Origin of the sequence: Glaciimonas soli, assembly GCF_009497155.1 — a bacterium.
In the GTDB taxonomy this organism is placed as follows: domain Bacteria; phylum Pseudomonadota; class Gammaproteobacteria; order Burkholderiales; family Burkholderiaceae_D; genus Glaciimonas; species Glaciimonas soli.
The window spans coordinates 388,953-412,325 of sequence record NZ_WINI01000007.1 but is presented as its reverse complement, the minus strand read 5'-3'; the positions used below and the strand labels follow the sequence as shown (position 1 = coordinate 412,325).

Below are 23,373 nucleotides of genomic sequence, written 5' to 3'. Positions count from 1 at the left end.
TTTTTGTTTAGCGGCCAATTGAGATGTTACTTGCCAGGTTTATTGGGTTGATTGATCTTGCTTTCATCTCGAGCAACCACCACGCTGATTTTGGCCGGATCTATCCACTTGCGGAAGGCTGCATTGACTTGATCTAACGTCAGCGCGCTGATGTTGTCTTCCATTTTTTTACTCCACGCATAAGTTCTGTCCACATCCAGCAATCTGACCCAACCGGCGCTGAGCGCTGAGTCTTGCGCACGGGCTTGCAGACGTTCTTGCAAGATGCCCGACTTGGCACGCGCCAGTTCTTCTGCAGTGAAACCATCTTTGATGGCTTTGGCTAACTCATCTTTCACGGCAAGATCAACCTTGGTCAGATTTTGTGGTGCGGAGATGGCGCCAATGTTGAAACTGGAAGCGCGGCTGATCGAGCCGACATTCAGTGACGATCCAACACCATAAGACAAGCCTTCTTTTTGACGCACACGATCCGCCAGTCGTGATTTCAAACTGCCACCACCAAACAGATAATTTGCCACCATCAATGCCGGATAATCAGCATCATCGTCACGCATGTCCAGATTCTGGCGTGCGACGTAACTGCCATTTTCTTTGCCGGGCGTGTTGATCGCTTCCTGCAGTGGTGCGACATCGAAATTTTTCCGAATCACACGTTCGTACGGCGTTGCATTTTGCCAGTCACCAAAGTTATCTTGAATCGCTTTGGTGGTTGCGGCAACGTCGAAATCGCCAACCACCGCTAGCTCGCCATGCGAAGCGCCATAGAACTCTTTGTAGAAGGCTTTGATATCTGCCAGAGTCACCGCTTTGACATCAGCGATCTGTTGATCCAGAGTTTGCGCAGCTAACCAATCTCCACGCGGGTATTTGTTGTAATGCAGTGAGATCGCTTCGCTTGCGAGTCGGCTTGGATCATTGCGCGATGACTCTAAGCCAACTAGCACTTCTTTACGCAGGCGTTCAAGTTCTGTCTCATCAAAGCGCGGTTCTTTATAGACACTCGCAATCAGTTTTAGCGCCGCAGGCAAATTGTCGCGGGTAGTCTGGAACTGTGATGGCCCACCGTTAATGTTGAGCTTAGAAAAAGCATCTGACAATTGTTCGCGATTGAGAGTAGTCGTGCCGCGCGTCAGCATCGCATCAGTCAAGGCGGAGATGGTTTGTTTTCCGAACAAGGATTTCTCGGTTCCCCAATCGAAATTGAGCGCTACGTTGACCGTTTCACCACGCGTTTTCTTAGGCAATAGCGCGACCTTCAGACCGCCGATGGTGCTGTGTTGCGTGCGGGCGTCAATGTTAGCTTGTGACGGGTCAAATTTTTCGCCCTCAGCTATACCTTGTTGCGGTTTGTATTCTGCCAGCACCGTCGCCAATGCCGGGGCCGCCGGGATCTCTGCGCGTTGTGGGTTATCGTCAGGAATAAAGGTGCCGACTGTGCGATTGTCACGTTTGAAATAATGCTCTGCTACGGAAGAGACTCGCGCCGCCGTCATTTGACTGGCTTGATCACGACCTAAGAATAACAAGCGCCAATCGCCCAGTGCAATCGCATTCGACATGGCGACGCCGGTTTGTTGCGGATCGTTCAACATGTTTTTGTAATCGTTGGCGATACTTAGCTTGGTGCGTTCCATTTCTTCGGCAGTCGGCGGCGTCTTGGCAAAACTCTCAATGCCTTCAATCAGTGCTGCACGTACCGGTTCGATCGGCTCGCCTTTTTTGACTATAGCGCCGATGATGAGCAAGCCGGGCGCATAACCGGACATTTGGAATTGAAATACGCCGCTTGCCTTGCCAGTATCGACTAAGGCTTTATGCAAGCGACCACTTGGCGTGTCCGCCAGGATGGTGCCGGCAAAGGTGAGCGCCGTGCTGTCGTCATGTAAATCACTTGGGATGTGATAAGCAACAGCGACAATTTGCACATCGCCGGGACGACGAATAGTGAAGGATCGATCGCCATCTTTAGTTGGCTCTACGGTCCAAAATTCCGGCAATTTACGCGTTGGCTTAGGTAATTTGCCAAATGCTTGATTGACGAGCGTCAGTGCTTTGACCGGATCAAATTTGCCCGCGATCAGCAGTACGGCATTATCCGGTTGATAGTATTTGTGATAAAACGCCTGTAGATTTTCGATCTTGACGTTTTCGATGTCGCTGCGATTGCCGATGGTTGGCTTGCCATAATTATGCCAATCATAGGCCACCCCTTGCATCCGCTTGATCAGAACACTGGTTGGCGAATTTTCGCCTTTTTCAAACTCATTACGCACCACTGTCATTTCGCTGTCCAGATCTTTTCTGGCGATATGCGAATTCAACATGCGATCGGCTTCCATGTCGATTGCCCATTTCAGATTCTCATCGGATGCTTGCGAGATTTCGTAGTAGTTGGTGCGATCAAGCGAAGTCGTGCCGTTGAAATCCATCCCGCGTTGACTGAAGTCTTGGGGAATCGATGGATGTTTGTCGCTGCCTTTAAACATCAAATGTTCCAGCAAATGCGCCATTCCGGTTTCGCCGTAATTCTCCATCCGCGATCCCACCAGATACGTGATGTTGACAGTGATGGTGGGCTTGGAATCATCCGGCAGCAGCAAGACTTTAAAGCCATTGGCAAAATTGTATTCAGTGATCCCTTCGGCTGATGGGCCTTGTGTAACACCCGGGGGAAGTGCAGTTCTGGCGGCAGTATCTGGCGCTTTTGCATCAGCAGTGTAGGGAACGAAAGCGAGGAAGCCGGCAAGACTGCTGGTCAGCACGCCTGAAATCAGCGTGGCAATCAACGAGGTGGAATGAGGATTTTTGCGAAACAGGTGCATGAATTTTCCGATCAGATGAAGATGTTGATGGAACCACTGTTACGAGGATAGCTGTCAGTTTTGGTGATCGGAAAACGTAACGCCTTCCGACATTGGCATCTCAATTGAAGCCGCTGTCAGAAGGCGCTACGTTTTTCTGATCTGCGCGATGAATGAATTATTCAGTCGGTGGTACGTAACCGGTAGCGGCGTCAGCACCGCTGCCGAAGAAATGATTTTCCATTTGCTGCGCCAGATATTTGCGCGCACGGACATCGGCCAAGTTCAAGCGATTTTCGTTGACCAGCATAGTTTGATGTTTCAACCAGGCAGCCCAGGCTTCTTTTGAAACTTCGTTATAAATACGTTGACCCAGCTCGCCCGGATACGGTGCGAAATCTAGTCCTTCAGCTTCTTTATTGAGTTTGATGCAATGAACCATGCGTGCCATAAATACTTTCGGAAATAGTGTAAGTAAGGTCAACCTATCATTTTGAAAATATCCTCGTCATTCCCGCGTTCGCGAGGATGGCGGAGGCATTTCTTTAATCGATTGCTTGATAATACTTATTGGTGAATTAAAAAATTAAAGCTGCTTTATAGTTGCTTAATAAGCACCAGCGACTTGCGCTGCCAGTTATACATATGCTGGCGATTCTTTGGTAAATCATCCACGGTCGCGTTGACAAAACCGCGCCGCAAAAACCAATGCGAAGTGCGCGTGGTAAGAACAAATAATTTAGTCAGCCCGGCAGCCCGCGCCCGTGCTTCCATATGTTTTAGAATTTTCTCACCATCGCCTTGTCCTTGCACATCAGGATTCACCGTCAGGCAAGCCATCTCTCCCATTTTTTCATCGGGGAACGGATACAGCGCAGCGCAGCCGAACAAGACGCCATCATGGTCGATGACAGAGAAATAATGGATTTCGCGTTCGATCAATTCGCGGCCACGCTTGACTAAGGTACCGTCGGCTTCCAATGGTTCAATCAATTTCAGAATGCCACCGACGTCTTCGATCGTTGCTTCGCGCAGGCTTTCCAGATTTTCGTAGGTGATCATGGTACCGACGCCATCATGCGTAAACACTTCCAGCAAGGCGGAGCCATCTTCTGAAAAAGGAACGATATGCGCGCGAGGCACACCAGCGTTGCAGGATTTGATCGCGTGTTGCAGGTAAAAAGCAGAATCTTGTGGCAGGCAACCACTGTCTAAAACAGCTTGCGCCTGATGTGACGACAGTTCACGGATTTCCGTGTCGCCAGCGTCTTTCATCAATGGTGTTTCGCTGATAAAGATCAGTTTTTCTGCTCGTAACGAAACGGCTGCAGAAACGGCGACATCTTCCATGGTCAGATTAAACGCTTCACCGGTTGGCGAAAATCCCAGAGGCGACAGCAATACCAGACTACCTGCATTCAAAATCGCGTGTATCGTTTCATAGGCAATCTTACGTACCACACCAGTCCATTTGAGATCCGCGCCATCAATCACACCTAACGGTCGCGCGGTGACGAAGTTTCCGGAAATAATACGGATGGCAGCATGTGCCATCGGCGTGTTGGGTAAGCCTTGACTGAACGCAGCTTCAATATCCAGACGAATTTCACCGGCAGCTTCTTTGGCGCATTCAATCGCAGCAGCATCTGTAATGCGTAAGCCGTTGGTGGTAAATCTCGCCTCGACATTACGCAGTGCCAGTTGTTCTTCTACTTGCGGTCGTGAACCATGCACGATGACCACTTTGATGCCAAGTGCATGTAATAGTGACAAATCTTGCGCCAGTACCGGCAGGGCACCGGCCATGACCAGTTCGCCCGGGAAGGCAATCACAAAAGTTTTGCCGCGGTAGGCGTGAATATAGGGCGCGACGGAACGCAGCCATTGGACGAATTCGGTAGGGTTTTCCATGCTGTGCATTATAACCATGACATGGCGACAGGAGTTAGCGACAAGCCGAATGGAAATGGATTTTATGTTTAATTTTTTGTAACTAACTATCTTCTGTCGCAATCAAGAGACGACGCCTTCAGCTACCTGCAGTCGTCAGACTTGATAACTTCTAACAGTACGCGCAACGCGCAGTGAGTAGCGATGATTTTGAGCGTGTGGGAAGCTTCGAAGTAATGGTGTTTCATATTATGTGTCTTTGAGCAATAATAAGAAATCCTTCAGCCCATTTCTCCGTTACGGATGGAATTCAGGGGCGCATGAGTAGGCCCCCAATAAGCAATAGCATTTTCATTATTTTAGTTGGTTTTAATGTAATAAAGTGATGGCGAAACCTATTTCTAGCCATTATTGCCATCGATACGCACGATTGTTTAAAATGGTGATTATATTAAAAATGGAATAATTATTATTTGAGGTCGGATATAGAATGCCGCCTTCAAGCGGCGCTTATTCCATTTCCATAGCTATCGTGCACTGTATTAACTGTTCAAGCTTTTACATTAATAAAGCCCGAGTCGACTCTGGCACATTCACGAATGATCTGAGAGGACTTACGCAAAAACGCCCCAGTGTCGCCCTGTCTATTTGCCTTACTATCGCACCGTCTGCGTACGGCAGGGTTTGCAAACGCTATGCTGAGGCAATTTTGTGTAAGCCCTAAAAAAAAATAGAATGACGTCCATCTAGTGAAAAAGCAGTCTTTGAGGAGAAATCATGGAGAAGCTGGGCCTTACCCGACGCAGTTTTTTGAAAGCGAGTGTCATAGCCGGCGTTTCGGTATATATAGCGCCTCTCGGTAGCAAAGCGTATGCCGCTTTGTTTGAGGAAAAAATACTGACGCCGATTCAATGGGATAGCGCAACTGGAAAGGTCAAGTTCCGGATTGATGGCATGGCCAAAGTGACGGGCGAAAAAGTATTTGCGCGTGACATTCGCGCCAAAGACATGCCGCATTGGCCGCAACAACAATCACACGCTTTTATTCTGCGTACTACGCAAGCCGATCGCACCTATGCCGGGTTTGATCTGACCTTATTGGGTGATGATCTGAAACCGGATCGCATCGTTACTGCAGAAGATTTGCAGCGCGATAATATTAAATTTCCGGCGTTTTATGGCGACGATATGTTGCTGCCGGTCGGTAAAACTCCCGCTTATCTCGGCCACGCTGTGGCGATTCTGATTTATCACGATTTTGCCAAGTATCGCTATGCCAAAGATAAATTGAAATTCCAAAAAGAAGTGATACGTTATGGCGCAGTGACTGGGCCGTTAGAGCGTGATCCTTGGGGAACTTTCCGTTTCGTCCGCGTCGGTGGCGCAACTGCATTTGACGATGATGTTTATTCCAGTTTGAAAGATGCTCCCATCTTTCCTAGCATGATGCGTAAGCATCAACCGGTATGGCCAGATGGAAAAGAGCACGGCAAGCTGGATCAGCAAGGAATGTTTTATGCCGAGGCGATCGCCCAGGACCTGAATAAACCATCCGCTGACTGGCTGGTGCTGGACCGCGAGTACAACACGCAATCGATCGACACTTCCGCGATGGAGCCGGACAATTCAAATTGCTGGTACGACGCTACCAATAAAACCATGCACATGGTGGTGCCGACGCAAGCACCGCAAGAAGTGGCGGAGAGCGCGGCAGAGATGGTCAAGAACGCGCATATCGAAGTTAAAACCATCGTTATGCATCCTTGCTACACCGTCGGCTATGGCTCCAAAGATCATTACAATTTCCCGTTTTACTCTCTGCTGACCGCTTTGTATGCAGACAGCAAACCGGTACGTTTGGCAAATGACAGATTTGAACAATTTCAAACCTCACTCAAACGCCATGCTTTCAAAATGCATTACCAAATTGCGGTCGATAAAAAGACCGGATTGCTGCAATCATTTAAAGGTGACTTTGAGGCCAACGGCGGCGGCCGTTGCAATTTCTCTCCGTCGGTAGCGATGGTTGGTGCAACCGCAGCACAGTCAATTTATTATTTCCCCAAGAATGATTTGGCGACGGTAGCGATTGCGACGCGCGCGATTGATGCCGGTTCGGCGCGTGGTTACGGCACTTTGCAAAGCATGCCGGCAACCGAAATGATCATGGATGAATTTGCCGAAAAATTAGGTCTGGATCCGATTGATTTCCGCCTGAAAAATGCGCTCAGATCTGGTATGAAAAATACCCAGGGTGCGATACCGGCTGGTGCGATTCGGGTAGATGAAGTACTGGAAAAAGCCAAAGTACATCCGTTGTGGACGAATCGTGCCGCAGCGAAAATCGAATTTGAAGCAAAGCATCCTGGCCAGCGTTATGGCGTCGGTTTTGCTTGCGTGCAAAAAGATTTTGGTACAGGTGCGGAGGCTTCATTCGCCAAGGTGGAAATCAGTGCTGACGGTCGTATCAGTTTGCATCACACCGGCGCAGAAATTGGCACCGGTATGTCAACATCACAGGCCATCGCTTGCGCTAAATGGCTAGGCAAGCCCGCTGATGAAGTACGCACTTCGATTACCGACTGGAGTGATTTACCGGTGGTAGTTAGCGGCGACCCCTACATCATGAGTCAGGCTGATCAAGATAAATTATCGAAAAATCCGCGCTGGTCACCCAGTTATGCTTCACCAGCCAGCGCGACTAATTCTGCCTATTACTTCACGCACAGCACACGTGAAGCCGCGCAGATTATTTTCCATCATGGCTTATGGCCGGCAGCGATGGCGATCTGGAGTAAAGGTTTGGGAGGCGGTCAGGCGGCACCATACGTGTTACGCGTTGAGGACGCTCGCTGGATCGATGGCAAGCTGACGGCGAATGGCATGGAAGCGCTACCGTTTGCGCAGTTGGTAAAGAAAGCACATGAACTCGGCTTAGTCACGGGCGCAACGGTGCACGTGTTTAACCGCTGGCAATGGACGGAAGCGGATTTCGAAGTCAACGGCAATGCGACGCGTGTAGCGATAGACGGTTTGTCCGTGCACTACGGCGATGGCGCTGATAAAGCGACGCAAGCCAAGATGACTACACCCGGCAAGTATCACGTGCTGGATCGCAAAAAAGTCTATATCCCGCCAACGCAACGTAATAACGCGGCTGTGACGTACTACAGTGCGGTAGGTACTTTGGTCGAATTGGCCGTGTATGAAGCCAGCGGAAAAGTTGAATTGTTGCGCCACCATACGATTATGGAATGCGGCAATATGTTGTCGCCAGAATTGGTATCCGGGCAGTTGCAAGGCGGTTTGGCGATGGGTATTGGTCATGCGTTGCACGAATATTTACCGCTATATGAAGATGGACCGGGCGACGGCACCTGGAACTTCAATCGTTATGCTGTGCCACGTGCCAAAGACGTCGCGGTATGGACGCAGACCGGCGAGGTGTTGCCACCATTAAGTGAAACTGATCCACCAAAAGGGATTGCCGAAGTGACGATGATTCCTGTCGTCGCCGCCATCGTCAACGGGATCGCTCATGCGACGGGACATCGTTTCACTGACTTGCCAATCACACCTGAAAAAATACAAGAGAAGATGGGGAGCATCTAATCATGACTATCACGACACAACCAATCACGCTACACATTAACGGGAAAACGACCGGCCCGACAGACGTGCCAGACAATTTGATGATGATCGATTTTCTGCATGAATATCTGGATCTGACCGGCTCACGCCTGGGCTGCGGTCAAGGACTCTGCCGCGCTTGCGTGGTGATTCTGGATAATCCTGATGGCAGCAGCGAAGAAGTGCGCTCTTGCATCACCGGCGCCCACTTTTTTAACGAAAAAAAAATCCGCACCATTGAAGGTCATGCCAAGCGCAATGACAAAGGCGAAGTGGTGGAACTGGCTCCAATTCAACAGAAATTCCTGGAGCATTTCAGTTTTCAGTGCGGCTATTGCACACCGGGTTTCGTCAATGCTTCCATCGTGTTGCTAGAAAAACTCAAGCGTCAACCTATCACCAAAGATCAAGTGGAAGCCACTATTACCGAAGGTCTGAATGATCATATATGTCGTTGTACCGGTTATGTCCGTTACTTCGAGGCCGTCAAAGAAGTGGTATTGACTACGCCAGGTTTGGTGAAGGATGCCAAATAATGAATACTAAAATCCTTCGTGTCGCTGCTCTGGGTTTGGGAGTGTCGGTATTAGCTGCCGGTTTATTCTTTATGCAAGGTGACAAGGCCGTCGCTGCCGATACCGCCGCAACTACACCTGTTACAACGCCGACTAAACAGCCGACCGATCAGATTGCTTTGGGGCGCTATTTGACCAAAGCTGCTGATTGCGCCGCTTGTCATACTGCCAAAGATGGTGCGCCGTTTGCCGGCGGCGTCAAACTTGCTTCGCCGTTCGGTAATTTCTATGGTTCCAACATCACGCCAGATAAAGACCATGGCATAGGCAAATGGAGTGCTGACGAATTTTACAAAGCACTACATGATGGCGTTGCACCGGACAAGCATCTGTATCCGTCTATGCCATATACCTCTTATCGCGGTATGACGCGTGCTGATAGTGATGCGATTTTTGCCTATTTGAAATCGATACCACCAGCGGCGGTTGAGAATCAAAAGAATGAACTGAAATTTCCCTACAACCTGCGCTTTGGCATGGTGTTCTGGAATATGTTGTTTTTGAAAGATAAGCTGCCTGATGCATCTGTCGGTCAGTCTGCTCAATGGTTGCGTGGCCAATATCTTGTCAACTCGCTGGGGCATTGCGCAGAATGTCATTCGCCGCGCAGCGCTTTGGGTCAGATGGATTTTTCTAAACCGCTCAGTGGCGGGGAGCTTGGTCGTGTGATTCCACCGAATATCACGCCGGCTGGTTTGGCTGCAGTGGGCTGGACCGCCACTGATTTGCAAACATTCTTCACTACCGGCATTGCACCTCAAGGTTCAGCCTACGGTGAAATGTTCCCCGTCGTGCATTTGAGTAGTCAGCATTTGACGAAAGAAGATGTGATTGCAGTGACGACCTATTTGATGGGCGATAAACCATTGCCAGCGCAACCGATGAAGAACATCTCGGAGATCAAGGTCGATGCGACCGAACTGAAGGCGGGTCAGAAGCTGTACATCGCAGTCTGCGCCGGATGCCACGGTGCAGAAGGTAAAGGTAAGCCTAACGTCACTGTGGCGATGGACGGCAACTCAACCGTGCGTAACAGCAACCCACACAATCTGATTGTTGCGATGCTCGATGGGATAGAAGCACAGAAATTCCCGGGCTTTGGTAGCATGCAAGACATGCCTGGTTTCGCTGGCAAGCTGGATGACAAACAGTTGGCGCAATTGTCTAATTATTTGCGCGCTAGTTGGGGCGGGCAAGCTGCGGATGTGACGCCAGATAATGTGAAAGCTTTGCGAGATGGCGCTGCAGCACATTAAATAGTTGTTTATAATTTCTTCACCAAGTGCTAACCCTCTCCGCTTCTGCAAGTGGAGAGGGTTTTGCATTATTAACGAATGTTGCGCACACTCATTCTAACCACCGTCATTCCCGCGAACGCGGGAATCCATTTTACGAAATACAAAGCACCGTTGATATCATGTCGAACAATACGCGAGACACGTTACGTACTTTATATAGCGGCGTCACTTCGATTGAGCTAAGTAACATGGATTCCCGCGTTCGCGGGAATGACGCTGGTTTGTGTAATATCAGTTATTAAGCGTTGAACTTTTAATAGAAAATCACGTAGGAAAAATATATGCCTAACCTTCATTTACTTGCTGGATTCGCTTTAGTCGCATTGGGTATGGCGCTGACCCCCGGTCCCAACATGATTTACCTGATTTCCAGATCGATTTGTCAGGGGCCAAAAGCCGGATTTGTTTCTCTCGCCGGTGTGGTGTTGGGCTTTGTTTTTTACATGCTATGCGCCGCATTTGGTATTACAGCATTGTTGTTCGCCGTGCCTTTTGCCTATGATGTGCTGCGTTTTGGCGGTGCGTTTTATCTGGCTTATCTGGCATGGCAAGCCATCAAACCGGGTGGGAGTTCACCGTTTGCCATCAGAGATTTACCTGAAGACAGCAATCGGAAATTATTCACGATGGGTTTTTTTACCAATCTGTTAAACCCTAAAATCGCCTTATTGTATTTGGCGTTATTGCCACAGTTTATTGATCCAAATGGTGCCAGCATATTGACCCAGTCATTGAGTTTGGGCGTGGTGCAAATTTGCATCAGCATCACTACCAATTCCCTGGTGACACTGGCTGCTGGTTCTATTGCCGGTTTTCTGGGATCGCGGCCAACCTGGTTGTTGTTGCAACGCTGGCTGATGGGGACAGTGTTGGCAGGATTGGCAGTGCGGATTGCATTGGAAGCGCGAAAATGAATGCAGTTGATTATCAAGTTTTAAAAAGCACGATTAATTGGTTGCAACAAGGAAAACGCGTTGCGCTGGTGACGGTGGTACGTAATTGGGGTTCCGCACCACGTCCTTTGGGTTCTTTATTTGCGATTTCCAGTGCAGGTGATTTCACTGGCTCGGTATCCGGCGGCTGCATAGAAGACGACTTATTGCAGCGCTTTTCTAGCGCTTTCCCTGACAAAATCGAAGTCGTCCGTTACGGCATTAGTGCCGAAGAGATGCTGCGTTTTGGTTTGCCTTGTGGTGGTACTTTGGAACTGGTGGTGGAGCCATTCACTGATGCCAGTACATTGACACCATTGTTAACCGCTGTCGCTGGACATCGTTTAGTCCAGCGGCACTTGAATTTGAAAACGGCCGAAGTGCAAATCACCGCAGCCAAGGCCGATTTCACACTCCGTTTTAATCATGATGAGCAGAAATCGGAGCTGATACAAGTATTCGGCCCGCACTGGCGTTTGTTGATTATCGGCGCTGGTCAAGTCTCAGAATATCTGGCGCAAATGGCACCGGCATTGGATTTCTCAGTTTATCTGAATGACCCACGCGAAGAGCAACGGCGTAATTGGCAAGGCGATGAAGTCGAATGGCTGGAAGGCATGCCAGACGATGCCGTCCTGGCGTTTGAGCCGGACCAGCGCACTGTGATCGTCGCTCTCAGCCATGATCCCAAAGTAGATGACATGGCGTTGATGGAAGCGCTTAAAACCGACGCTTTTTACGTCGGCGCGATTGGTTCTATCGCCAGTACCGAAGCGCGCAAAACGCGCTTGTTAATGCTGGATGTAACGCGGGAACAGGTTGATCGTCTGCATGCACCAATAGGTTTGCCGATTTTTAGCCGATCACCGGCGGAGATTGCCGTATCGGTGTTGGCTGAATTGGTGGCGTTGCGGAATCGGGATGTGGCGAAAAGTGCCGGAAATGCATTTGCATCAAGCTGTGTTTTAACGCCAAGAACTTAACGCAAACGCAGTATCATAAGTTGCTCGTCAAAGAACTGATCACCAACCCGAATTGCCCGCGGCACGACGAACATTCCTTCGAATCCGAACGACAGATAGAGTTGCAATGCCGCGGTGTTTTGCACATTCACATACAGTTGCAATTGCAGAATTTCCTGACGCGTGTGCGCATAGTCGAGAGCCGCATTGAGCAACTTGCGCGCAATACGTTTTCCCCGCCATTCAGGATCAACAAAGACACCCATGATGCTGGCTTTGTGCCAGACTTTTTCTCTGGGCTCACGCATTAATTTTGTAATGCCAATCAATTGATTGTTGATGAATGCACCGAATACAATTTGGAACTCCGTTGCGTCAATTTCTTGCGCGATTTGTTCCAACGATACGTTTGATTGCTCTTCAGGTGTCCAGGTAATGGCGGATGGTGCATCTGTGGCTGCACCTACGCGTAGTGCTCGGAAAGCAGCTGCATCAGCAACGGTGAGGTGGCGAATAAGTACGGCGTCAGAAGTCATAAATACGTTGAGTCGACCTGCGATTAAAGGGGCAGCAACGCGCATAAGCTAATCACATTTGCTGAGAGATATAGGTGTCGATCCAGGTACAGCGGAATCGGGATATGAGTGGTTCTTTTCCGGTTGTGTAGCTCACTAGGTAAACTCCTCTAAAAATCCCTTCTCACGCAAGCGGGAGAAGGGGAGGAAGCCCCAAGTCAACTAATGCGACAACTCTGGACTGAATACGTCACTGTAAAAAAGGCGTAATGACGAATTGCCAAAGCGAATTACGAGTCAGAAAGTTCAGGCTGGCCAAGAAAATCTCGATGCATACGCACTATTTGTTCACCGGTTGAGCCGGCGGAAACATCATGAAGGGTATAGGCATCCATCGCATTGTAAAAAGCCCGTAGTCCCAGTTTTAAAGCATAACGTAGCTGACAATCCTGACGTAGCGAGCAAGGTTGGCCATCGCAATCAGCGAGCTCTGCATCACCTTCCAATTCACGCAAGACGGTGCCAATTTTCAGAGTCGAAGCATCAACACAAAGACGCACACCACCATTGCGCCCTCGCGTCGCTAGTATCCATCCACTGCGTGCCAGATGGCCGACCACTTTGACCAAATGATTGACAGGGATGTCAAACTGCGCAGCGATTTCCGCCACTGTTACGGGTACAGGTCTTTCACCCGCACGAGAGAGATACATCAAAACACGGAGTCCAATATCTGAGAAACGAGTTAAGCGCATAGTTAGATCTCTTTAAGAGGGGGGCAAGCTCAGGGTATGAATTGTGTATATAAAATACACTTTTAAATTAAATTCTAATATTCCTTTGTTTAGTAGCGTAAAGTTGCTCTATGGATTCTACTGTTATTTTCTTTAAATCTCACATTTTTACTTTATTTTTATGGCAAGTCTTCCTGCTCGGAAACAGAACATCAATATCAGCTGGCCGGATCTGATCGCGGGCTTATCTATCGCTGGCTTGTTACTCCCCGAGGCTGTCGCTTATTCCAGTATCGCCAATCTGCCACCGCAAACCGGCGTTATCGCCTTGTTTGCCGGCTTGCTTTGCTATGGTCTGTTTGGCAGCAGCCGCTTTGCGATTGTATCGGCAACCTCATCGTCGGCGGCTGTCATGGCGGCGGCGATTACCGCCATGACAGCCGCCATGGCCAATGGCGATCCGCAATTGCGTATGACTTTGGCGATTGGTCTGGTGATGGTGACCGGTTTGTTTTTCTTACTGGCGGGATTATTACGTTTAGGCGGCATCACTGCATTCATTGCTAAACCGGTGTTACGCGGTTTTGCTTTTGGGCTGGCACTGGTGATCATCGTCAAACAGTTCGCCAGCATGGTCAACGTCCATCCTGTACACAATGACATGCTGCGTTATGTCGGTGCTTTGCTAGAGCAGAGTGAACACTGGAACTGGATCGCCGTAGCAGTCGGAGCATTGGCTTTAGCATTGCTATTTCTATTTTCACGCATCAGCTATTGTCGTTATCTGCCCGGTGGTCTGATCGTCATTGTGCTGGGCGTAGCGGCAGAAAAATGGCTGAATTTATCGCAGCATGGCGTTCAATTGGTTGGCACCATTCCCCTGCAATTGGTGATGCCATCGCTACCATTATTGTCGTATTCAGACTGGATGAATCTGGGAGAATTGGCGATTGCAATGGTGATGATTTTGTATGCCGAATCCTACGGATCTATCCGCAGTTTTGCGATGAAACATGGCGATACGGTCGATCCCGATCGGGATCTGCTAGCCATAGGTGCGGCCAATCTGCTATCGGGAATGTTTCATGGCATGCCGGTGGGCGCAGGGTATTCTGCCACTTCCGCGAATGAAGCCGCAGGCGCCACCTCGCGCTTAGCCGGCTGGGTCGCGGCGCTGGTGGTGTTGCTCATCGTATTGACGCTGTTGCCCTTCATCGCGCTGACACCGCAACCGGTACTCGCTGCAGTGGTGATTCATGCGGTTAGCCATACGTTAAATCCGGCGATATTTCGCCCTTACTTCACATGGCGTCGTGATCGCTTGTTAGTTGTGACCGCAGTGATTGCCGTATTAGCGTTGGGCGTGCTGAATGGCTTGCTGGTCGCCATCGGAATGAGCTTGCTATTGATGTTGCGCCAACTCTCAGCATCATCCATCATGATCTTGGGACGACTGGGAGATAGTCACGATTTCGTCAATCTTAAAACACATCCCACTGCTAAAGCGCTACCGGGAATTCTTATACTACGCCCTAATGAGCCGCTATTCTTTGCCAACGCCGAGCGTATTTTGAGTCAGGCGCGGCAAGAAATTAATGCCGCCGTGCCGCCGGTACAAAATATTATTATCAGCCTGGAAGAATCTCCTGATCTTGATAGTTCCAGCATTGAAGCTTTAACGGATTTTTGCCATGCGATAGGCAGCAATAAGCGCATCGTATTAACGCGCTTAAAAGACCCGGTTCTGGAAATATTGCAAAAGGTAGATCCCCCCATTTTGCCGCAGGAGAGCTTAAGTGGGTTGAGTGTGGATGAGGCGGTGAGGGTGATGTTGCGCGGCCAAAGCGTTTGTTAGTCCGTTCAGGAAAAAATGAGACGCAACATTTTCTATAATATTTGCTATGCATGTGGCGCATTACGCCAGTCGAATGCACCTTGCCGCGTTATTGACACACTGGATTGCCGATACTTGTCTTACAAAATAACGAGGTAAGTCGCCGATCAATTTTAGGTTCTGGAGTAGGTGAATCAGGATTGCACGCGGACAGCGCCGGATATTTTTTACAATAATTTTTATATTGATTTCCTAATCCGCTTTTGACAGCGCAGCGGGCAGCCAGAGCAAACTCATTGTCACTTAAATCAACCCGCTGGCTTGGAACCTTATCTGTTACTTTGTCTTTAAAGCCGTATGAAACATAGCCACGACCAGCATACGGTGTTGCAAATCCACATTCCAGTAATTTTTTTTGCTGCGTAATCTCATCATGAGGTGAGTCACTATCTTCTTTATCCTCCTGGTCTATCAGGCAAACACGGGAAAAAGGAAAATTTGAGCAAAATTGACTATCTAATCTCGTTTGAATATTTCGTAACCGATGCGGTGCGTCACTTTGGCAAGCAGCGAGTGTCTTATTCGTTTGACATAGTTCGCGCCAGTACGCGTCTTTTTTCGAAAAGCCATCGCTCTCCATGCATTTTTCTTTCGCAACAATTTCATTGTCTGTTGCACGCACATGAGTACTTCCATAGCCCAACGTATCTTGATAACCACATTCTAGTAAAGCAATTTGCACATCAACTGGCGTAACTCCTTGTTTTTTCCAGGCCTCAAATTCGTATGGGGCAGGTTGAAAGGGCTTGAAACCAAAACATCCAGACAGTAGTGTCATGACACACGAGATCACAAAAATGCATTTTAAAAAAGAAGGTTTAAGCATTTATTTTTCTTTGAAAATGGAGGCGTCCGATGGATGCGTTATGCGCCATCGGCTGAATTATTTCGAACAATTTTGAGCTACTTAGATTGTTGTTTCTCATTTTGCGGAATCCACCCGGATTTTTTTCTTTCTGCGACTAGCGCATTTGTCCGCTTCTCAAACTCCTGAACAGGGGAGATCGGGTAGTCTGTTACATCACATGATTTTTTTTTCGCCACGATCAGATTGTCTTGATAATCTTGTTCCGCGCCATTAATTTGTCGTGCGAAATCTCCCGGTGCTTTCCGCTGGATGACATGCAGTTGCACTATCGCTGGGGTTGGGTCTTCTAAATTGGCATAGTCTCCAACGAAAGCATGAGCCGAAAAAATATTTAAACTAAGGGCAATCACATCGTGCTGCTCACATGTCATATCCGCAAATTTCTTCTGATTTGAATTTGTTGCGCAACTTGATAACACTGCCATAACAAAGACAGAGAAAAATATTTTTTTGAGTATGCGCATTTTCTAACTCTTCATTTACAGTCAAAACGCACGTCTTTAACAACCTGATATTTTCGGCATGAGAAATTACAAATCCTTGCAATCTCTGCTTGATCTTCACTAACGGGTAACCATCTGCCGGTAATGCTTACCGTTTTTTCACCTTGCTTAGAAAGTGGAAACTCGATTGTAGGACTATTTGGAATCGTATGAACAAGAAATATGTTTTCGATAAAACCATCAGTTAAAGAAAAAATGCATACTTTGCCCGCTGTTAGCGTGTAAGCATCATGCTGGAAATTTACCTCTGGTGTTAAACACGTTTGGATTGCAGTGTGTTCAATTTTTGTTTGGCTTGAGGAAGGCTAGTTTCGTCATAATTTATTTGCGTTTTTTCTGCAACGAACATCATTGATATTTGCATTGCGAATAGTTGATGAAATCTTGGAAATCCAGGCCTATTTGATCGGCAAGAAGCGGCCGAGCACAGCCAAAATAAGGATTACCCCGCCTGCAAGAATAGTTATCCAATTCAAAGCACTAAAACGATCATTTTTTTCATGCCCCGGCGCGATGACGCTATTGATGTGATTCACTTGAATTTGTACCGGCACGAATAAAATTTATGCGAGGATTGAAATAGGCAATAATCAATTCTCAAACTTATATATATCGATGATCCAACAATCCAGGCGATGGTTAGCAAACCTGCGGAGAATTTACTTGGAATCGCATTTGGTACTTTGAAATCACGAACCTTTTTGACCATCTGATAGCAATAAAAAAAGGAAAAGAAAGCGCGTGCAAGACGCAAGATGTCGCTGTTTTCCCGTACTTTGACAATCTGCCAGTGTCGATAGAGTCAGTACATTGCGCTTGCCCTGAAATTTAGTCTCCCTTAGCTAACGTAAAATCGACGTTGAATAGGAAAGACAAAATGAAGATACCAAGACGTTCATACACAGAAGAATTCAAAGAACTGGCAGTCAAACGCGTAGCCGATGATCAATCGATTTCAACGGTGGCGAAAGAACTCGGTTTGGGCGATCAAACCTTACGTAATTGGATTGCAGCATCTCCTCAGGCAAGCTCCAAGACGCCAGTAGCAAAGCTGTGACGATTGAAGATATGGCGCTATCGAAACTACGCTCAGAGAATGCGCGGTTAAAACGTCAGGTGAATTTCCTGTGTCGAAACAAAAGCCATAGGCTTCCCATAAGGACGGGGATAGCGAGGACTGACATGGCCGCTTGAAATCCCAACGCCGCTGAGAGGGGAAATTCAGAAGAAAATCTCAGCAGGTCGGTAATACGGGCACTATAGAAGTGCGTGACGAGGTACCACGCTGAACGAGTTGCGCAGCAACTGAATGCGAGCGCGAAAACGCTGGCGAGAAGCAGCCGGAAATGACGTGGTCGCGTGATCAGCTTTGGCAGCGATACTCTGGCGGCCAGATAGGCCAACAAAGAAAATAGCCCCGATGTAGCCAACACACACCACGGTAATGCAACATTGTCCACCGAAACGACGCCTTTTGACGTCCAGGAAGGAACGGCTATTTGGGCGATCATGTTTAGGCAGAAAATGATCCATGCAAGCTCAAGGCTTGCAGTGCTATTCACGTTAGTAGCGTGAGCTTTGATCTCTCCGCGACCGAGAAAAAGAATGGCAGCGAACTTCCAGGATGCGGCGATGGAGATGGCTAAGACGGGATAGAAGACAATGACCTGAAATGCACTGATGACCTCGGGATAGGGTATGGCTGCGGAGCGAAGTTGTAGGAACGATAGCAGGTCTTTAACCAGAGATACGCATAGATTCATGGCGATCAGCGAAACTATTGCGCATGCCGCGAAAAAAGCCATTTGAAAGCGCAGCGGGCGATAATCTTTTACGCCGCTGGCAATCTGCTTTTGCGCCGCTATAAAGGCTATGCAGCTAAAGAGAGATGACTGGAAGATGCTGTCAACGATCTTCCAGTCTTGGTCGGCCCATCTGTCACGGAAGACTGCGGAAACCACCAGTCCGGCCGCGATCGCAGCAATCGCACTGTGCCAGGGTAAATTGCGAATATCTTTATTCATGAGTCCTCGTTCCTGATTTAGAGGTACCGCCTTCCGGCATCGTCGATGGCAGTGGGATTGGTATAAGAGGTGGTAGCAAAAGCCATAGGGCGAGTCCGATGGACATCCGTAATTGTGATTTTTCGTGCACAATTTCGCGTTCATAGAAAATTAACTTCGAAATGGGGAAGCAACCCTGAGCAAGGGCCACGCCCATTTGACCGATCGTATTCTATGCTCGCGCTCAACGCGTATATATGGGACAAATCTGAATTTGTACGCACCACTAAACAGCTCTGCCTTCTCACACTCGGCGCAGGCACAATGATAGTCAGGCTGAGGCATAGGGCTTCGTTGCATAAATCAAAAGCTATCCGCAATTGCGCTTCCCTCGCTTTTTAGTTCTCCATAGAGCGAGTTTTGCGCGACCATTTTCACCTGTTGCTGCTCACTAATCCCGTGTCCGAGAAGTTCGATTGGTGATTGATAACTGAGGCCAGAATTTTCAGTATGAAAATACTTATATTTTGAATAATAAAAGCAATAAAAACGACAAAAAATGATAAGAAAATCACCACTAATAATCTATTCACGGCTTTTAGGTGTCAATTCGGAAACATAAAAAATCTTTGGGCAAGAGTGATGACCGGAAAGTTAATTTTTGAGGAATGCACACTGAAAGTCCATGCTTCAGTCGAGGAAGTGCGAACCGTAGTAGTGTCGCCTTAGCGTGCTCTGTATAATTCCTCCCCTATGCCAGAATCAAAACTCAATAAACCGTCTAGTTCGGCCCAGCCACGGTCTGATCGTGCGCCGCAAACACCACGTGATAAACCGCCACGCGAAGCGCAAGCTCGTCCTGCGCCAGAGCGCAATCCGCTGCCAGTGATCGTCTTTCCAGAGGAACTGCCGGTTTCCGGTAAGCGTGCTGATATTTCTGCCGCGTTGCAGGCGCATCAGGTCATCATTGTTTGCGGTGAAACCGGCTCAGGTAAAACTACCCAGTTGCCGAAAATATGTCTGGAATTAGGACGTGGTAAAGCCGGTTTAATCGGTCATACCCAACCGCGCCGGATTGCGGCATCGTCTACCGCCAAGCGCATCGCGCAAGAACTGGGCTCGCCGCTAGGCGAGCATGTCGGTTTTAAAGTGCGGTTTAACGACACCCTGACCAAAGGCGCGTGGATTAAGTTGATGACGGACGGTATTTTGCTGGCTGAAACGCAGACCGATCCGCTGTTGCGACAATATGACACCATCATTATTGATGAAGCGCATGAACGCAGCCTGAATATTGATTTCTTGCTCGGTTATTTAAAGCAGTTATTACCGAAGCGCCCAGATCTGAAAGTGATTATTACTTCGGCAACGATTGATGCTGATCGCTTCGCGCGGCATTTTGGCTCGCCTGAGCAACCTGCGCCGGTGATTGAAGTATCCGGGCGTTTGTACGAAGTCGAAGTGCGTTATCGACCGATTGATAATGCTGATCGCAGTGGTGTAACGCCAGCCACCGCAAACAGCGCAGCCAAGCCCAATAACGCCCAGCGTGACCGCGATCAACGTGATTTGATGGATGCGGTGGTGGACGCGGTGGATGAGTTGGCGCGCATCGGTTCTGGTGATGTTTTAGTATTTTTGCCCGGTGAGCGCGAGATTCGTGACGCCGCCGAAGCGTTGCGCAAACATCATCCGCCACACGTAGAAATTTTGCCGTTGTTTGCGCGATTGTCAGCACAAGAGCAAGAACGTGTCTTCAAAGTGTCGAATGCACGCCGTATCGTGTTGGCGACCAACGTGGCTGAAACTTCACTGACAGTGCCGGGCATTCGATATGTGGTCGATGCGGGTTTGGCACGGGTTAAACGCTACAGCTATCGCAATAAGGTCGAACAGTTACAGGTAGAGTCGATTGCGCAATCGGCAGCCAATCAGAGGGCCGGTCGTTGCGGCCGGGTTGCGGCAGGTGTGTGTATCCGCTTGTATGAAGAGCAGGATTACTTACAGCGGCCGAAATTTACTGAACCAGAAATTCTGCGCTCATCATTGGCCTCCGTCATTTTGCGTATGAAATCGTTACATTTGACGGACGTTGAAACTTTCCCATTTATCGAGCCGCCTCCAGGACGCGCCATCGCCGACGGTTACCAATTGCTGCAAGAATTGGGAGCGGTTGACGACAGCAATCAATTGACCAAACTGGGACGTCAGTTGGCCAAATTGCCGTTGGATCCTCGCGTTGGCCGGATGATACTGGCGGGATTGGATAATGTCTGCTTGACCGAAATGTTAATCATCGCTGCAGCGGTATCGGTGCAAGATCCGCGTGACCGACCTATGGATGCGCAAGGTGCAGCAGATCTGGCGCATAAAAAATTCGGTGATGAAAAATCAGAATTTAATAGTTATCTGAAAATCTGGAAATGGTTTGAAGACGCTATTGAACACAAAAAAACCAATCGTCAATTGCAAGATAACTGTCGCGCCAATTTTCTTTCGCAATTGCGTTTGCGTGAATGGCGCGATGTCCATTCACAGTTGTTGACCATCGTACGCGAGCAGGGCTGGCGTTTGAATGAGGCACCAGCGACGTACGAAAATCTGCATATGGCGTTGCTGACGGGGCTGCTCGGTAATGTTGGCTTTAAAGCCGATGACGAGCCGCATTATCTGGGTGCGCGCGGGATCAAATTTTTTCTGTGGCCCGGTTCGCATTTATCGAAAAAAGCCGGTAAATGGGTGATGGCGGCAGAGCTGGTCGATACCACGCGTTTGTATGCACGCTGTATCGCTAATATTCAGCCGGAATGGTTGGAAAAAGTCGGTTCTCATTTACTCAAAAAATCGTATGGCGAACCGCGTTGGGAAAAGCGCACTGCGCAAGTTTCAGCATCTGAACGTGCCACCTTGTATGGTTTGGTCGTGTACAGCCAGCGCCGCATTAATTTTGGTTTGATCAATCCGGTCGAGGCACGCGAAATTTTTATCCGCGATGCATTGGTCGGAGGGGAATTCGATACCCGTGCACCGTTCTTCGCGCACAATCAAAAATTGATACGAGAGATCGAAAATCTGGAGCATAAATCACGTCGTCTGGATGTGTTGGTGGATGATGATTTGATTGCGGCGTTTTACGATAAGTTGATTCCGGCAGATATTTGCAACGGTATTACTTTCGAAAAATGGCACAAAGATACTGTCGTTAAAAATCCGAAATTGCTGTATTTGAATCGCGACGATTTAATGCGCCATGAAGCTGCTGGCGTGACGACCGAGCTTTTCCCCAAAGTGACGCGCGTGGCCGGTATCGAAATGAGCTTGAGCTATCACTTTGAACCTGGCACGCCGCGCGATGGCGTGACCTTGACGGTGCCGCTGTATGCGTTGAATCAAGTCAATGTTGATCGTTGTGATTGGCTGGTGGTCGGCATGCTGAAAGAAAAGGTGCATCTGCTGCTGAAATCACTGCCGCAAAAGATCCGTCGTCATTGCGTACCGATACCTGAGTATGCAGCTAAGTTTTGCGAGCGCATCGAGGAAAAGCATATTTTTGGTCATGGTAATCTGATCGATGCGTTGATCGCCGATATTCGCACCGAACTGACCATTGTCGTGCGTCATGCCGACTTCAAATTGGAGACGTTACCAGCGCATCACTTCATGAATTTCAAAGTGATAGATGAGCATGGCCGTCAGCTAGATATGGGACGTAATCTGGCTGCGTTGCAAACCGAGCTGGGTGGAAAAGCCAGAGAGCAATTTCAGAAGCTTGCAGAACAGACGGTGATCGGAGATGAGGGCAAACCGAAGTCGGCTGATCAACAGAAAAATGTACAAGCTGGAAAAATTGGTGGCAATGCGGCAGAAACGAAAACAACGAACACTAGCAATAGTGTTGCTGCTTACTCCAACCTCACTAGCTGGACTTTTGGTGAGTTACCCGAACTGCTCGAAATTGAGCGTGGCAAGCAAACCTTGATTGGCTTTCCGGCTTTGGTAGATAAAGCCTCACATTGCGATTTGGAAGTCTTTGACGATCCTAACGAAGCGGCGCGTATCCACCGTTTGGGCATGCAACGCTTATTTGCCTTGCAGCTCAAAGAGCAGTTGAAATTTTTAGAAAAAAATATTCCCGGTCTACAGCAAATGGGCATGCAGTTTATGACCTTGGGATCGCAAGAAGAATTACGCGATCAGATTATTTCGGCAGGTTTGGAGCGCGCTTGTTTGTCTGCGCCATTGCCAAAAAATGCTGAAGAATTTACCAAGCGCAAGGATGAGGGGAAGTCACGTCTGGGTTTGTTATGTAATGAAATCGCCAGACTGACAGCGCTGATACTGGCCGAGTACTATGTCTTGCCGAAGAAACTGCAAGGCATCAAAGCGCATGCCGCCGCAGTGGCCGATATACAGAGCCAGATGCAAGGCTTGGTCAGTAAACGCTTTGTGATAGAGAATGAGTACAGCAACTTAAGTCATTTTCCGCGTTATCTGAAAGCGATTAACGTCCGTTTGGACAAGCTGCGTACCGATCCTAGTCGTGACACGCGTTTAATGGCTGAGTGGGCATTAGTGGCAACACCGTGGCAGCGCGCATTAAAAGAGCGGCATGGTGGTAAAAACAGTGATCCGAAAATACTGGAATTTCGCTGGTTACTGGAAGAATTACGCGTGTCTTTGTTTGCGCAAGAGTTGAAAACGCCGATGCCAGTGTCGGTGAAGCGGTTGCAGAAAATTTGGGAAACGATGCAGCGTTGATGTCGGG

Annotated in this window: 16 protein-coding genes; 8 read left to right on the top strand and 8 right to left on the bottom strand. The window is 48.6% G+C overall.

The window, feature by feature from the left end; genetic code table 11:
• Positions 1-26: 26 nt before the first annotated feature.
• The 3 genes from GEV47_RS14080 to argA form a co-directional block, all read right to left on the bottom strand.
• Positions 27-2,825, bottom strand: coding sequence for a M16 family metallopeptidase (locus tag GEV47_RS14080; RefSeq protein WP_153235383.1), 2,799 nt, complete (start codon positions 2,823-2,825; stop codon positions 27-29).
• A 157-nt stretch (positions 2,826-2,982) separates the two neighbouring features.
• Positions 2,983-3,255, bottom strand: a complete 273-nt coding sequence (locus tag GEV47_RS14075) for an oxidative damage protection protein (protein WP_153235382.1) — start codon at positions 3,253-3,255, stop codon at positions 2,983-2,985.
• Between the two features lie 146 nt (positions 3,256-3,401).
• Complete coding sequence (gene argA / locus GEV47_RS14070) at positions 3,402-4,715, bottom strand: amino-acid N-acetyltransferase (RefSeq protein ID WP_153235381.1); 1,314 nt, start codon at positions 4,713-4,715, stop codon at positions 3,402-3,404.
• A gap of 756 nt (positions 4,716-5,471) precedes the next feature.
• Between argA and GEV47_RS14065 the strand changes: the two genes are divergently transcribed.
• From GEV47_RS14065 to GEV47_RS14045, 5 genes are all read left to right on the top strand, one after another.
• Positions 5,472-8,306, top strand: a complete 2,835-nt coding sequence (locus GEV47_RS14065) for a xanthine dehydrogenase family protein molybdopterin-binding subunit (RefSeq protein WP_153235380.1) — start codon at positions 5,472-5,474, stop codon at positions 8,304-8,306.
• A gap of 2 nt (positions 8,307-8,308) precedes the next feature.
• Positions 8,309-8,860: a (2Fe-2S)-binding protein gene (locus GEV47_RS14060; protein WP_153235379.1), complete on the top strand. Its 552-nt coding sequence runs from the start codon at positions 8,309-8,311 to the stop codon at positions 8,858-8,860.
• Positions 8,860-10,155 carry a c-type cytochrome gene (locus tag GEV47_RS14055; protein ID WP_153235378.1) on the top strand — a complete coding sequence of 432 codons (1,296 nt, stop codon included), beginning with the start codon at positions 8,860-8,862 and terminating at the stop codon, positions 10,153-10,155. Before GEV47_RS14060 ends, GEV47_RS14055 begins: the two co-directional genes overlap by 1 nt.
• Before the next feature lie 323 nt (positions 10,156-10,478).
• A complete protein-coding gene (locus tag GEV47_RS14050) occupies positions 10,479-11,111 on the top strand; it encodes a LysE family translocator (protein WP_153235377.1) in 633 nt (210 codons plus the stop codon).
• Positions 11,108-12,112, top strand: a complete 1,005-nt coding sequence (locus GEV47_RS14045) for an XdhC family protein (RefSeq protein WP_153235376.1) — start codon at positions 11,108-11,110, stop codon at positions 12,110-12,112. Before GEV47_RS14050 ends, GEV47_RS14045 begins: the two co-directional genes overlap by 4 nt.
• Here GEV47_RS14045 and GEV47_RS14040 read toward each other — a convergent pair.
• Together GEV47_RS14040 and GEV47_RS14035 are read right to left on the bottom strand one after the other, a co-directional pair.
• Positions 12,109-12,627: a GNAT family N-acetyltransferase gene (locus GEV47_RS14040; protein ID WP_153235375.1), complete on the bottom strand. Its 519-nt coding sequence runs from the start codon at positions 12,625-12,627 to the stop codon at positions 12,109-12,111. The two genes, GEV47_RS14045 and GEV47_RS14040, sit on opposite strands and share 4 nt — an antisense overlap.
• A 269-nt stretch (positions 12,628-12,896) precedes the next feature.
• The gene (locus tag GEV47_RS14035) at positions 12,897-13,361 is read right to left on the bottom strand and encodes an RrF2 family transcriptional regulator (protein WP_153235374.1); all 465 of its coding nucleotides are present in this window, start codon (positions 13,359-13,361) and stop codon (positions 12,897-12,899) included.
• Between the two features lie 160 nt (positions 13,362-13,521).
• Between GEV47_RS14035 and GEV47_RS14030 the strand changes: the two genes are divergently transcribed.
• Positions 13,522-15,195, top strand: a complete 1,674-nt coding sequence (locus GEV47_RS14030) for a SulP family inorganic anion transporter (RefSeq protein WP_153235373.1) — start codon at positions 13,522-13,524, stop codon at positions 15,193-15,195.
• An 88-nt stretch (positions 15,196-15,283) separates the two neighbouring features.
• Here the strand turns inward: GEV47_RS14030 and GEV47_RS14025 are convergent, their stop codons facing one another.
• Complete coding sequence (locus GEV47_RS14025) at positions 15,284-16,060, bottom strand: hypothetical protein (RefSeq protein ID WP_153235372.1); 777 nt, start codon at positions 16,058-16,060, stop codon at positions 15,284-15,286.
• Positions 16,061-16,137: 77 nt separating this feature from the next.
• Entirely contained in the window at positions 16,138-16,566 is a 429-nt protein-coding gene (locus tag GEV47_RS14020) for a hypothetical protein (RefSeq protein ID WP_153235371.1), read from the bottom strand.
• A gap of 916 nt (positions 16,567-17,482) precedes the next feature.
• On the opposite strand from GEV47_RS14020, the gene GEV47_RS14015 reads away from it, so the two are divergent.
• Positions 17,483-17,662: a transposase gene (locus GEV47_RS14015; protein ID WP_153235370.1), complete on the top strand. Its 180-nt coding sequence runs from the start codon at positions 17,483-17,485 to the stop codon at positions 17,660-17,662.
• A gap of 55 nt (positions 17,663-17,717) precedes the next feature.
• On the opposite strand, the gene GEV47_RS14010 is transcribed toward GEV47_RS14015, so the two are convergent.
• Entirely contained in the window at positions 17,718-18,629 is a 912-nt protein-coding gene (locus tag GEV47_RS14010; RefSeq protein ID WP_153235369.1) for a hypothetical protein, read from the bottom strand.
• 732 nt (positions 18,630-19,361) lie between these two features.
• On the opposite strand from GEV47_RS14010, the gene hrpA reads away from it, so the two are divergent.
• Entirely contained in the window at positions 19,362-23,366 is a 4,005-nt protein-coding gene (gene hrpA, locus GEV47_RS14005; RefSeq protein WP_153235368.1) for an ATP-dependent RNA helicase HrpA, read from the top strand.
• The last annotated feature ends 7 nt before the right edge of the window (positions 23,367-23,373 follow it).

Coding starts and splice junctions, on each gene's coding strand:
- argA (WP_153235381.1), bottom strand. CDS start 4,715: ATGGAAAACCCTACCGAATTCGTCCAATGGCTGCGTTCCGTCGCGCCC.
- GEV47_RS14065 (WP_153235380.1), top strand. CDS start 5,472: ATGGAGAAGCTGGGCCTTACCCGACGCAGTTTTTTGAAAGCGAGTGTC.
- GEV47_RS14030 (WP_153235373.1), top strand. CDS start 13,522: ATGGCAAGTCTTCCTGCTCGGAAACAGAACATCAATATCAGCTGGCCG.
- GEV47_RS14010 (WP_153235369.1), bottom strand. CDS start 18,629: ATGAATAAAGATATTCGCAATTTACCCTGGCACAGTGCGATTGCTGCG.
- GEV47_RS14020 (WP_153235371.1), bottom strand. CDS start 16,566: ATGCGCATACTCAAAAAAATATTTTTCTCTGTCTTTGTTATGGCAGTG.
- GEV47_RS14080 (WP_153235383.1), bottom strand. CDS start 2,825: ATGCACCTGTTTCGCAAAAATCCTCATTCCACCTCGTTGATTGCCACG.
- GEV47_RS14055 (WP_153235378.1), top strand. CDS start 8,860: ATGAATACTAAAATCCTTCGTGTCGCTGCTCTGGGTTTGGGAGTGTCG.
- GEV47_RS14015 (WP_153235370.1), top strand. CDS start 17,483: ATGAAGATACCAAGACGTTCATACACAGAAGAATTCAAAGAACTGGCA.
- GEV47_RS14025 (WP_153235372.1), bottom strand. CDS start 16,060: ATGCTTAAACCTTCTTTTTTAAAATGCATTTTTGTGATCTCGTGTGTC.
- GEV47_RS14050 (WP_153235377.1), top strand. CDS start 10,479: ATGCCTAACCTTCATTTACTTGCTGGATTCGCTTTAGTCGCATTGGGT.
- hrpA (WP_153235368.1), top strand. CDS start 19,362: ATGCCAGAATCAAAACTCAATAAACCGTCTAGTTCGGCCCAGCCACGG.
- GEV47_RS14040 (WP_153235375.1), bottom strand. CDS start 12,627: ATGACTTCTGACGCCGTACTTATTCGCCACCTCACCGTTGCTGATGCA.
- GEV47_RS14045 (WP_153235376.1), top strand. CDS start 11,108: ATGAATGCAGTTGATTATCAAGTTTTAAAAAGCACGATTAATTGGTTG.
- GEV47_RS14075 (WP_153235382.1), bottom strand. CDS start 3,255: ATGGCACGCATGGTTCATTGCATCAAACTCAATAAAGAAGCTGAAGGA.
- GEV47_RS14060 (WP_153235379.1), top strand. CDS start 8,309: ATGACTATCACGACACAACCAATCACGCTACACATTAACGGGAAAACG.
- GEV47_RS14035 (WP_153235374.1), bottom strand. CDS start 13,361: ATGCGCTTAACTCGTTTCTCAGATATTGGACTCCGTGTTTTGATGTAT.